This is a genomic window from Streptomyces sp. NPDC097640 (assembly GCF_040302705.1).
GTDB lineage: Bacteria > Actinomycetota > Actinomycetes > Streptomycetales > Streptomycetaceae > Streptomyces.
In genome coordinates this window covers 24,847-36,294 of the sequence record NZ_JBEOSB010000006.1, presented here as the reverse complement: position 1 = coordinate 36,294, position 11,448 = coordinate 24,847, and the positions used below count along the sequence as shown (strand labels likewise).

The 11,448-nt window shown below is 72.8% G+C and carries 10 protein-coding genes; 8 read left to right on the top strand and 2 right to left on the bottom strand.

Features of this window, described 5'->3' with window-relative positions:
• The first annotated feature begins 43 nt into the window (after positions 1–43).
• The 7 genes from ABTY62_RS10745 (at position 44) to ABTY62_RS10715 (ending at position 6,576) form a co-directional block, all read left to right on the top strand.
• A complete protein-coding gene (locus ABTY62_RS10745; RefSeq protein WP_352129351.1) occupies positions 44–1,363 on the top strand; it encodes a bifunctional 3,4-dihydroxy-2-butanone-4-phosphate synthase/GTP cyclohydrolase II in 1,320 nt (439 codons plus the stop codon).
• A 51-nt stretch (positions 1,364–1,414) separates the two neighbouring features.
• Positions 1,415–1,888, top strand: a complete 474-nt coding sequence (gene ribH, locus ABTY62_RS10740; RefSeq protein ID WP_352129088.1) for a 6,7-dimethyl-8-ribityllumazine synthase — start codon at positions 1,415–1,417, stop codon at positions 1,886–1,888.
• Positions 1,889–2,085: 197 nt separating this feature from the next.
• Complete coding sequence (locus ABTY62_RS10735) at positions 2,086–2,358, top strand: phosphoribosyl-ATP diphosphatase (protein WP_311725862.1); 273 nt, start codon at positions 2,086–2,088, stop codon at positions 2,356–2,358.
• A gap of 59 nt (positions 2,359–2,417) precedes the next feature.
• A complete protein-coding gene (gene hisG, locus ABTY62_RS10730) occupies positions 2,418–3,266 on the top strand; it encodes an ATP phosphoribosyltransferase (RefSeq protein WP_311725863.1) in 849 nt (282 codons plus the stop codon).
• Positions 3,267–3,340: 74 nt separating this feature from the next.
• Positions 3,341–3,841, top strand: a complete 501-nt coding sequence (locus tag ABTY62_RS10725; RefSeq protein WP_352129087.1) for a PH domain-containing protein — start codon at positions 3,341–3,343, stop codon at positions 3,839–3,841.
• Between the two features lie 228 nt (positions 3,842–4,069).
• Positions 4,070–5,461: a hemolysin family protein gene (locus ABTY62_RS10720; RefSeq protein WP_352129350.1), complete on the top strand. Its 1,392-nt coding sequence runs from the start codon at positions 4,070–4,072 to the stop codon at positions 5,459–5,461.
• Entirely contained in the window at positions 5,458–6,576 is a 1,119-nt protein-coding gene (locus ABTY62_RS10715) for a hemolysin family protein (RefSeq protein WP_352129086.1), read from the top strand. The genes ABTY62_RS10720 and ABTY62_RS10715 overlap by 4 nt, the downstream gene beginning before the upstream one ends.
• A gap of 203 nt (positions 6,577–6,779) precedes the next feature.
• Here the strand turns inward: ABTY62_RS10715 and ABTY62_RS10710 are convergent, their stop codons facing one another.
• Together ABTY62_RS10710 and ABTY62_RS10705 are read right to left on the bottom strand one after the other, a co-directional pair.
• Positions 6,780–8,678, bottom strand: a complete 1,899-nt coding sequence (locus ABTY62_RS10710; RefSeq protein WP_352129085.1) for an AAA family ATPase — start codon at positions 8,676–8,678, stop codon at positions 6,780–6,782.
• A gap of 450 nt (positions 8,679–9,128) precedes the next feature.
• Positions 9,129–9,779: a uridine kinase family protein gene (locus tag ABTY62_RS10705; protein WP_352129084.1), complete on the bottom strand. Its 651-nt coding sequence runs from the start codon at positions 9,777–9,779 to the stop codon at positions 9,129–9,131.
• Positions 9,780–10,019: 240 nt separating this feature from the next.
• Here ABTY62_RS10705 and ABTY62_RS10700 point away from each other — a divergent pair, with 240 nt between their 5' ends.
• Positions 10,020–11,408: a C39 family peptidase gene (locus ABTY62_RS10700; RefSeq protein WP_352129083.1), complete on the top strand. Its 1,389-nt coding sequence runs from the start codon at positions 10,020–10,022 to the stop codon at positions 11,406–11,408.
• Positions 11,409–11,448 lie beyond the last annotated feature (40 nt).

The window sequence follows — 11,448 nt, the reverse complement described above, 5'->3', positions numbered from 1 at the left end:
CGCACAGGAGCCCACGGACAGCAGGAACACCAGGAAGCGACACATGACCCCCGTACAGACCCTGCCGAGCGTGCGCACCGAGCCCAACGCCGCCGAGTGGCCCGACGAGGTCTCGCTCGACTCCGTCGAGCGGGCGATCGCCGAGATCGCCGCCGGACGCCCCGTCGTGGTCGTGGACGACGAGGACCGGGAGAACGAGGGCGACCTCATCGTCGCCGCGGAGAAGGCCACCCCCGAGATCGTCGCCTTCATGATGCGCGAGTGCCGCGGGCTGATCTGCGCCACCCTCGAGGGCACCGACCTCGACCGGCTCGAGCTGCCGCAGATGGTGGAGCAGAACTCCGAGTCCATGCGCACCGCCTTCACCGTCTCGGTCGACGCCACCGCCGAACACGGCGTCGGCACCGGCATCTCCGCCGCCGACCGGTCCACCACCCTGCGCCTGCTGGCCGACCCGCACAGCGCCCCCGGCGACTTCGCCCGCCCCGGGCACATCTTCCCGCTGCGCGCCCGCACCGGAGGCGTGCTGACCCGCGACGGCCACACCGAGGCCGGTGTCGACCTCGCCCGGCTGGCGGGGCTCCGCCCGGCCGCCGCGATCTGCGAGATCGCGGGCGCGGACGGCACCATGCTGCGCCTGCCCGAACTGGTCTCCTTCGCCCGCGAACACGGGCTGGCGATCATCTCCATCGAAGAGCTGATCGCCTACCGCCGGGCCACCGAGTCCACCGTGCGGCGCGAGGCCGAGACCCGGCTGCCCACCGCCTTCGGCGACTTCCAGGCGTACGGCTACCGCTCGACCGTCGACGGCGTCGAGCACATCGCCCTCGTCCAGGGCGACATCGGCGACGGCGAGGACGTCCTGGTCCGCGTCCACTCCGAGTGCCTGACCGGCGATGTCTTCGGATCGCAGCGCTGCGACTGCGGCCCCCAGCTGCACGCCTCCCTCCAGCGGGTCACCGCCGAGGGCCGCGGCGTGGTGGTCTATCTGCGCGGCCACGAGGGCCGCGGCATCGGACTGCTGTCCAAGCTGCGCGCGTACGAGCTCCAGGAGCTGGGCCGCGACACCCTCGACGCCAACCTCGAACTCGGCCTGCCCGCCGACGCCCGCGACTACGCCGCCGGCGCCCGCATCCTCACCGACCTCGGCGTCCGCTCCCTGCGTCTGATGACCAACAACCCGGAGAAGACCGCGGCGCTGGTCCAGCACGGGCTGCGGGTCACCGGCCGCGAGCCCATGCCCATCCAGGCGGGCGAGCACAACCTGCGCTATCTGCGCACCAAGCGCGACCGGATGGGCCACGACCTGCCGTGGCTGGAGAACGGCCACCCCCAGCCGATGTCCGCCTGCGGCAACCAGTAGCCGTCCCCTCAGATCAGAAAAGCAACACCAGCACCAAGGAGAGATGAAGACGTGAGCGGTAAGGGAGCCCCCGAGCTGTCCGTGGAGAACAGCGGAGACCTGCGCGTGGCCGTGGTGGCCGCCCAGTGGCACGCCCAGGTGATGGACGGGCTGGTCGACGGGGCGCTGCGCGCCCTGCGCGAGCTGGGCATCGCCGAGCCGGCCCTGCTGCGCGTGCCGGGCAGCTGGGAGCTGCCGGTGGCCGCCAAGGTGCTCGCCGACCGCGGCTACGACGCGGTCGTGGCCCTCGGCGTCGTGATCCGCGGCGGCACCCCCCACTTCGACTATGTGTGCCAGGGCGTCACCCAGGGCCTCACCCAGGTCAGCGTGGACACCGGGGTGCCCATCGGCTTCGGCGTGCTCACCTGCGACACCGAGGAGCAGGCGCTCGACCGGGCCGGGCTCCCGGGGTCGAACGAGGACAAGGGCCACGAGGCGGTCACCGCGGCCGTCGCCACCGCCGTGACCCTGCGGTCGGTTGCCTAGGGCTGTCGTCAAAGGAGGCGCCCTGCTCCCGACGCCGCAGTGACATCGGCCGCTGCCGCGGCGGGCGGCTCCCCCAGCTACCGCTGGGCGGTGCCCCCTGCGCCAGACGCCGCTCGCGGCCGGACGCCCCCTTCGACGACAGACCCTGGCCCTGGCGCAGAGCCGCGCCCGGCGCCCCCAGTAGGATGACGGGCATCATGCCCAAGAAGACGTTCGAGGAGCTCTTCGCCGAGCTTCAGCAGAAGGCCCTCACGGCCGATCCCGCCACCTCCCGCACCGCCGAGCTGCTTCAGTCGGGCGTACACGCCATCGGCAAGAAGGTCGTGGAGGAGGCCGCCGAGGTGTGGATGGCCGCCGAGTACGAGAGCGACGCGGCGGCCGCCGAGGAGATCTCACAGCTCCTCTACCACCTCCAGGTGATGATGATCGCCCGGGGCCTGACCCTCGACGACGTCTACGCCCACCTCTGAGCCGGCCCGCCCCGTCCCGCCCCTCGCCCACGCCTCGCCCACGTAAGGAAGAAGTTCTCATGCTGCGCATCGCCGTCCCCAACAAGGGTTCACTGTCCGAGCCTGCGTCGGCGATGCTCCATGAGGCCGGCTACCGGCAGCGCAAGGACCGCAGGGAGCTGGTGCTCGTCGACTCCGAGAACGAGGTCGAGTTCTTCTTCCTGCGCCCCCGCGACATCGCCGTGTACGTCGGCTCGGGCCGCCTCGACATCGGCATCACCGGCCGTGACCTGCTGCTCGACTCCGGCTCCCAGGCCGAGGAGATCATGCAGCTCGGCTTCGCCGGGTCCACCTTCCGCTACGCCACCCGGCCCGGCACGGCGAAGGACGTCAGCGAGTTCGGCGGGATGACCGTCGCCACCTCCTTCTCGGGCCTGGTCACCAAGCACCTCGCGGACAACGGCGTCGACGCCGCCGTCGTGCACCTCGACGGCGCCGTCGAGACCGCCATCCAGCTCGGCGTGGCCGAGGTCATCGCGGATGTCGTGGAGACCGGCACCACCCTGCGCAACGCCGGTCTGGAGATCATCGGGGAGCCGATCCTGAAGTCCGAGGCGATCGTCATCCGCCGCACCGGCGCGCCCGTCGACGACCCCAAGGTCCAGCAGTTCCTCCGCCGGATGCAGGGCGTGCTGGTGGCCCGGCGCTACGTGATGATGGACTACGACATCCGGGTCGAGCAGGTGGAGCGGGCGGTGGCGCTCACCCCCGGCCTCGAGTCGCCCACCGTCTCCCCGCTGCACCACGAGGGCTGGGTCGCGGTCCGCTCGATGGTCCCGACCAAGGACGCCCAGCGGATCATGGACGAGCTGTACGACCTGGGGGCGCGGGCCATCCTGACCACCGGCATCCACGCCTGCCGCCTCTGACGTCCGGCGCGCCCTTCAACGGCCCGCCCTCCCACCAGACCCACCGTTCCTCTCACGGAGAGACCCCACACCACGTGTCCGCCTCCGAGCCGGCGCCCGCGCAGCCCCCTGCCGGGCTCCCCGCCCTCCCCGTCACCTTCCGGCCGACCCGCACCCGGGCCGTCCTGCTGACCACCGGGACCGTCCTGGTCGTCCTCCTCACGGCGATCGCACTGGTCCTGGAGGGGCTGAACCCGGGGGAGAGGCTCAGCTTCATCTTCACCGGCCTGCTGTTCTTCGGTGTGCTGGCGCTGCTCAGCCGGCCCAAGGTGGTCGCCGACTCCGGCGGGGTGACCGTCGTCAATCTCACCACCAAGCGCCGGCTGGCCTGGGCGGAGGTCCTGCGGGTCAATCTGCGGCCCGGTGACCCGTGGGTCTTCCTGGACCTCTCCGACGGCACCAGCCTGCCCGTGATGGGCATCCAGCCCGGTATCGCCAAGGCCCGCGCCATCGGCGACGCGCGCGTTCTGCGCGCGCTCGCCGAGGAGCACGGCACCGGCCGGTCGGGCGGGAACCGGGACCCCGAAGACGGCTGAAGGCCGCCCGATCGGCCCTCTCCGGCCGCCGGGGCCTGCCCGGAACGCGGGATCCTTGATTACTCTGTTGCGGGGGCGCCGATGGTGCCCCGGCCCGTACCACCTGTCCGTGCACCGTTGTGCCCATCCCGGCAGGCCCCTGCGACCCGAGGAGTGACTCCCTCCAGAGATGGACGGATCGTCCTGTAGTACCTGCGCCGCCCCTCACCCGTGGGCGGCGGCATGAGTATCACCCTGTCCCTCCTGCTGCTCGCGGCAGCACTCGTTCTGATCCTCGCCAACGGCTTCTTCGTGGCGGCCGAATTCGGCCTGGTCACCGTCGAGCGGCCGGACGCCGAGCGTGCCGCCGCCGAGGGCGACCGCCGGGCCCGTACCGTCGTCGAGGCCCTGCGCGAGCTGTCCTTCCAGCTCTCCGGCACCCAGCTGGGCATCACCATCACCTCCCTGGTGGTCGGCATGCTTGCCGAGCCCGCGCTCGGCGCGCTGCTGACCCCTCCCCTGAGCGCCACCGGGCTGCCGCACGGCGCGGTCTCCGGCATCGCCGTGGTGGTGGGCATGCTGATCGCCTCGGCCGTCCAGATGATCATCGGCGAGCTGGTCCCCAAGAACTGGGCGGTCTCCCGGCCGCTCCAGGTCGCGCGGTTCGTCGCCGGGCCGCAGCACGCCTTCGCCCGGTTCTTCCGCCCGCTCATCGCCATGCTCAACACGGTCGCCAACCGGCTGGTGCGGGCGCTGGGAGTGGAGCCCACCGAGGAGCTGGCCTCCGCCCGCACCCCCGGCGAGCTGGTCTCCCTCGCCCGCCACTCCGCGCAGGCGGGCGCCATCGAACAGGACACCGCGGACCTGTTCGTGCGCACCCTCTCCCTCGGCGACCTGACCGCGCAGCACGTGATGACGCCCCGCGTGCGGGTCAGCGCCCTCCAGTCCTCCGCGACCGCGGAGGACGTGCTCAACCTCACCCGCGCCACCGGGCTGTCCCGCTTTCCCGTCTACCGCGAGCGCCTCGATGAGGTGGTCGGCATGGTGCACCTCAAGGACGCCCTCGCGGTGCCCTCGCAGGAGCGGTTGCGCACCCCCGTGGCGCGGATCGCCCAGTCCCCGGTGCTGGTCCCCGAGACCCTGCCCGTGCAGCCCCTCCTGGAGCGGCTGCGCAGCGAACAGCCGATAGCCGTCGTCGTCGACGAGTACGGCGGCACGGCCGGCGTGGTCACCCTGGAGGACATCGTCGAGGAGCTGGTCGGAGAGGTGCGCGACGAGCACGACGACGAGGCCGCGGACACCCCGGACCTGGTGCCGCTCGCCGCCGAGGACGGCCGCCCCACCTGGGAGGCCGACGGCGGCTGCCGCGTCGACACCCTGCGCCGGATCGGCCTGGAGGCGCCGGACGGGCCGTACGAGACGGTGGCCGGCCTGGTCGCCGACCTCCTCGCACGGATCCCGGCCGTCGGCGACACCGCCGAGCTGCCCGGCTGGAAACTGTCGGTCCGGCAGGTCGGACACCACCGGGCCGAGCGGGTGCGGATCATACGCACCGAGGCTCCGGCGGCCGTCGGCGCCGGCACTGGCACAGTCAACGGAAGCGGTGCCGTCGGCGGCGCCGCGCGGGGGGCGGAACGATGAGCCTGGTCCAACTTCTCTTCGCCGCTCTCCTGGTCCTCGCCAACGGCTTCTTTGTCGGCGCCGAGTTCGCTCTCGTCTCCGTCCGCCGCAGCCAGATCGAGCCCCGCGCGGCCGAGGGCTCGGCCCGCGCCCGTACGGTGCTCACGGGCCTGGAGAACCTGCCGCAGATGATGGCGGCCGCGCAGTTCGGCATCACCATCTGCTCGCTGACGCTCGGCGCGGTCGCCGAACCCACCGTCGCGCACCTGCTGGAGCCGGTCTTCCACGCCGTCCACCTGCCCGAGCAGCTGGTCCACCCGCTCGGCTACGCCATCGCCCTCGCGGTGGTGGTCTGTCTGCACCTGGTCATCGGTGAGATGGTGCCGAAGAACCTGGCCATGGCGGCCCCCGAGAAGACCGCCCTCTGGCTCGCCCCCGGCCTGGTCACCTTCGCCCGCCTCTGCCGGCCGGTCACCGCCCTGCTCGGCGCCTGCGCCCGGCAGGTGCTGCGGCTGTTCCGCGTGGAGCCCAAGGACGAGATCGAGGCGGTCTTCACCAGCGAGCAGCTCACCCACCTCGTCGAGGACTCCCGGCAGGCCGGGCTGCTCGACCCCGGCGAGCACGAGCGGCTCGCCGACGCCCTGGAGCTCGGCAGCCGCCCCGTCACGGACGTCCTGCTCGACCCGGCGGGCCTGGTCACCGTCGACCCCTCGGTCACGCCCCGGCAGATCGAGGAGCTCACCGTACGGACCGGCTACTCCCGGTTCCCGGTGCGCGAGGCGGGCGGCGCGTTCATGGGCTATCTCCATGTGAAGGACGTCCTGGACCTGGAGGCCCCGGACCGGGCCGTACCCCAGCATGTGTGGCGCCCCATCGGCACGCTGCGGGCCGAGCTGCCGCTGGACGACGCGCTGACCCAGATGCGGCGGTCGGCCTCCCATCTGGCGGCTGTCGCCGACGCGTCCGGGAAGGTGCTGGGGCTCGTGGCCCTGGAGGACGTGCTGGAGATGCTGGTGGGCGAGGTGCGGGACCCCTCTCACCGGGGTGGGGCACGGGATCGGGTGGCCGAGCCGCGGGGCGAGGTGGCGCCTTCGGCGCCGTCGGCTTCGGAGGAGGAGCGCGCGATGGTCGGCTGACCGTTGCGTTCGCGCCTGCGGCGGGCTTTGTCCCCTCCCCGCCCCTTCCCGCAGCATCGATATGCGGCTCCGCCGCGTGGGGGGCTCCACCCCGGACCCCGCTCCTCAAGCGCCGGAGGGGCTAGTTCTAGCCCCTCCGGCGCTTGAGGAGTTTCGGGAAGGGGCGGGTCGGGGACAAAGGCCCGCCGCAGGCGCAGCGTGCGCTACTCCAGGGGTGGGTCCTCGGGGTCGCGGTACATGGGGCCGCGGCCGGAGAGGACCTCGCCGTACGCCTGCATCAGATCCGGCAGCCGCAGCGTCGCGAGATCCTCGCGCGTAGGCGTCCCCGTCCACCCGGACAACCGCAGATCCCGGTACGCGCAACTCTTCTCGTACAGCGTTCGCAGAAACCGCCCGTTGCCCAGCTCGTCGATCCAGCCCTGCTCCACCACGTGTCCGCTGATGGACCGCAGCTCCTCCACGGCCTCCTCGTCCCACTTGTCGCCGTTCTCCGCGGCCAGGACCTCGCCGATGCGGGTGAGCTCGAGCGGGCGGTAGCTGGGGAAGTCGACGCGGGTGGTGAAGCGCGAGCCGAGGCCAGGGTTCGCGGCCAGCAGCCGGTCCATGCCCTCGGGGTAGCCGGCGAGGATCACCACGAGGCGGTCGCGGTTGTCCTCGGCGCGCTTGAGCAGTACCTGGAGCGCCTCGTCGCCGTACGCGTCGCCCTTGCTGTAGCCGGAGTTGGAGAGGGAGTACGCCTCGTCCACGAACAGCACCCCGCCGAGCGCGGAGTCGATCAGCTCGTTGGCCTTCACGGCCGTCTGGCCGAGGTACTCGCCGACCAGGTCGGCGCGCCCGGCCTCGACCAGGTGGTCGCCGCCCAGCAGTCCGAGCGCGTAGAACACGCGGCCGAGGATGCGGGCGACGGTGGTCTTGCCGGTGCCGGAGGGGCCGGAGAAGACGAAGTGGCGCTTGGGCGGCTGGACCGGGAGGCCCTGTCCGGCGCGCAGCCGGGCCATGTGGAGCTGGGCGGACAGCGCCCGCACCTGCCGCTTGACGGGTTCCAGGCCCACCATGCGCTCCAGCTCCTGAAGCGCGTTCTCCAGCAGGACGGGGTCGGAGGGGCCGGGCTGCGGGGTCGCGCCGGCTCGCTCGCGCGGGCCGTCGGCGGCGACCACGGGGGCGCCGACCAGCGGGGGGCCTTCCGGGTCCGGGCCGGTGGCGCGCAGCTCGCGGCCGTCCGGCGGGTCGGCCGTGACCAGGGGGTCGGGGTCGGTGGCGGCGTCGCGGCCCTCGGCGGCGTCCTGGCTGCCGAGCCCGGCCAGCGAGACGGCGGCGAGGTCGGCGGTCTCGTCGAGGCCGTCGCCCTCCGCTATGGCCGCGAGGCGGGCCGAGGTGTCCATGAAGGTCGGGTCGATGCGGTGCACCGCGCGGTAGAGGGGGAGCGCCGCGGCGCTGCGGCCGGTGCCCTCATGGGCGCGGGCCAGCCAGTAGCGCAGCTCCTTGCGCTGCGGCTGTTCGCTGCGGCAGCGCATCAGGGCGGCGGCGAGCAGCGGTTCCGCCTGGCCGTACATCTCGAGGCGCACCCGGGCCATGCCGCCGAACAGCCCCGCCTCGATGCCCAGTAACGGATCGTCCAGCAGCGGCTCGGTGTGCCGCACCAGCTGCTCCCAGTCCTTGACCAGATAGGCCCGGCAGGCGTGCAGAAAGCGCGCCTGCGGATCCGCCTCCACGGGCGGGCAGCCGGCCAGGGCCCGGTCCAGCTCGGGGACGTGGCGGCCGTCGAGCCAGTGGGAGGCGTGTGCGAGCAGCAGGTCACGGCTGGTCTCCAGGACGGGCTGGACCCACCAGCCCAGCCAGTACCAGGAGTTCAGGGTGCGGCGGTGGCGGGCGCGCTGTTCGCCGAAGCGGTCGCGGTGCCGGTACATCCGCAGCAGCGCGGTGGTGGTGTCGGCCCGCAGCGCGTGCAGACCGAGCCAGGCGTCGGCCATTCCGGGATCCTGCCGCACCGCGGCCCGGAACTCGTCCTCCGCCTGCGCGTACGCGCCCATGGTGTAGGCGTCGACGGCACGCAGCCAGGCGAGATCGGCCGGGGCGTGCGAACCCTGCGTGCCGAAATCCATCACGTCCCCCACAAACCCTGCCCCCGTGGTTGCCGCAGGGGCGGCTGCCCCGCTTCGCATCGTACCTGCGCAGGCCGCACGGGCCGAGGGTGCCGCACGGCTGTTCGTGTCCAACTTGCCTGGCCGGGCGGCGTGCGCGGGGGCGCGGACGGGGCGCGAAAGGCCGGAAGACGCTGGTCACCCAGGGTGAGGGGGCTCGAGAACAAAAGTGGTGGAAAGGGGCTCCGGAAGGATCTCCGTGAGCCCTCCCGGACAGGACGAAGCCCCCGATCACGGGGGAACAACCGGGGGCTTCGCGTTATGGGGCGACTCGCGCGAGTCGCATATTGAGAACGTAAGACCTGTATGGGCCCTAGGTCAAGCCGAGTTGGGGTGCGCGTCGTGCGCCGGGAGCGCCGCGCGGGCGCGGCCGGCCGCGCATCGTCACACAGAGTGAGGGCCGGGGGTGGTTCAGGGCGCCTCGGCGGGCCCCGTGAGCAACTCGTACCCCTCGTTTCGCTGCACCACCAGGATTTCGGCATGGGGACGCGAGGGGTCGGCGGCGAAATGCGCGCGCTCGGCGAGAAGCCAGCCGTCCCAGAATGTGGACATCTCCGGTCCGTCCCGCAGCTGTCCCCGCCGCCAGGACTCCGCCTCGGGCAGTTCCATCCACAGCAGGCGCGCGAGGTGCGGGCGCAGGGCGCGGCACCCGCTGCCCACGCCCTCGACGAGCACCACGGGAGCCGGGTCGAGCCGCCGTGAGGCGGCCGTGAAGCGGCGCTCCACCCAGTCGTACGGCGCGTAGCGGGCGGCGGCGCCGCGGGCGAGGGGGTCGAGGATCTGTGCGCGCAGCCGCCCGGTCCAGGCGAACAGCTCGTCGTGGGTGGCGAGGTCGTCGGTGTGCAGTACGGGGGCGCCGCCGAGCGCCGCCGCCAGCCGCCCGGTGAACGTGGTCTTGCCGGACCCGGCGTGCCCGTCCACCGCGACCAGCCGTACGGGCCCGCACGAGGGCGGCAGCGCGCGCAGCCGCGCGGCCAGCGCGACGAGCTGATCGGGCGGCTCCGGGGCGGCGGCCGGGGGGCCCGGCGGGGCGGGCGGTGCGGCGGGGCGGTACAGATCCATCGCCGACCACCTTACGGCCGCGGCCCCGGGACTGCCGCGCCGCCGTTCCCGCCGCGTTCGCGCCCCGTTCCCGCGCTGCCCTCACCTCGCGATTCGCCCCGCCCTCACTCCAATGGTCCACACCAATATTGATGAGGCGCCCAGCCGGGAATCACTGGCCTGACACCACTCGCAGCGGCCATAGTTGTGCGACTGTCGCGCACCCACGGCCCACCCGGACGACGACTGGGGGAACCCCGTATGACCAGATCCGGAGACGGATTCACACCTCGCCGCACCGTGCTCGCCGCCGCCTTCGCCGTCACCGGCGCGGCCGCCCTGTCCACCGGGACCGCGGCCGCGGAGCCGGTGCGCCCGGCGGCCCGGCCGGCCCGGAAGGCCGCCGCCCCGGCCGTCGGCTACCAAGGCTGGAGCAGCCTCGCCGACTGGCGGGCGGGAGCGGGTGACGGCACCCGCGTCGAGGCCGGAGCCCGCCCCGGCGTGGTCATCTCCCGCCCCGCGGGCACCGCCGACTACACCGATCCGCACACCGGCACCACGGCGTCCTGGGAGTACGCGACCTGGACCTCCCCGGTGCACACCCTGGCCGCTCCGGCCACCGAGGCGATCGTGTCCTGGAACGCCCGCACCCCGGCCGGCACCTGGATCCAGGCCGAGCTGAAGGGCACGTACACCGACGGCACCGACACCCCCTGGTATGTGATGGGCCGCTGGGCGTCAGGGGACGGCGCCGAGTCCATTCGCCGGACCTCGGTCGACGACCAGAGCGACGGCAAGAGCTCGGTGTGGACCGACACCTTCTCCGTCGACGACGCGGCGAGCGGGCTGCGGCTCGTCTCGTACCGGGTGCGGCTCACCCTCTACCGCAAGCCCGGCAGCAAACTGACGCCCACGGTGTGGCGCGTCGGCGCGATGGGCTCGGACGTCCCCGACCGCTTCGAGGTGCCCGCCTCCACCCCGGGCCTGGCCGGCGGCCGCGAGCTGACCGTGCCGCGCTACTCGCAGGAGATCCACAAGGGCCAGTACCCGGAGTACGACAACGGCGGCGAGGCGTGGTGCAGCCCCACCTCGTCCCAGATGATCATCGAGTACTGGGGCCGCAAGCCCACCGCCGGGGACCTGGCCTGGGTCAACCCCGACTACGCCGACCCGCAGGTCTGCCACGCCGCCCGGCACACCTTCGACTACCAGTACCAGGGCTGCGGCAACTGGCCGTTCAACGCCGCCTACGCCGCCACCTACCGCGATCTCCAGGGCGTGGTCACCCGGCTCGGCTCGCTGAACGACGCCGAGAAGCTGATCGCCGCCGGCATTCCGCTGATCACCTCCCAGTCGTTCCTCAAGGAGGAGCTGACCGGGGCCGGATACGGCACCGCGGGCCACCTGATGACCGTGATCGGCTTCACCGCCGAAGGCGACGTCATCGCCAACGACCCGGCCTCGGCCGACAACGCGGCGGTCCGCCACGTCTACAAGCGGCGCGAGTTCGAGAACATCTGGCTGCGCACCAAGCGCTACAACGCCCAGGGCAAGGTGGCCTCCGGCACCGGCGGCGTGTGCTACCTGTACTTCCCGGCACACATCACCCCAGCTCAGAAGCGTGTGTTGGCAAGTTTCGGGATCCGCTAAAGATGACTGAGGGGCCCCGCCGCGCTCGGCCAGGGCCCCT

Bases quoted from the DNA above. Each gene is read 5' to 3' on its own strand.
- ABTY62_RS10745 (WP_352129351.1), top strand. From the start codon at position 44: ATGACCCCCGTACAGACCCTGCCGAGCGTGCGCACCGAGCCCAACGCC.
- ABTY62_RS10735 (WP_311725862.1), top strand. From the start codon at position 2,086: ATGCCCAAGAAGACGTTCGAGGAGCTCTTCGCCGAGCTTCAGCAGAAG.
- hisG (WP_311725863.1), top strand. From the start codon at position 2,418: ATGCTGCGCATCGCCGTCCCCAACAAGGGTTCACTGTCCGAGCCTGCG.
- ABTY62_RS10715 (WP_352129086.1), top strand. From the start codon at position 5,458: ATGAGCCTGGTCCAACTTCTCTTCGCCGCTCTCCTGGTCCTCGCCAAC.
- ABTY62_RS10710 (WP_352129085.1), bottom strand. From the start codon at position 8,678: ATGGATTTCGGCACGCAGGGTTCGCACGCCCCGGCCGATCTCGCCTGG.
- ABTY62_RS10705 (WP_352129084.1), bottom strand. From the start codon at position 9,779: ATGGATCTGTACCGCCCCGCCGCACCGCCCGCCCCGCCGGGCCCCCCG.
- ABTY62_RS10700 (WP_352129083.1), top strand. From the start codon at position 10,020: ATGACCAGATCCGGAGACGGATTCACACCTCGCCGCACCGTGCTCGCC.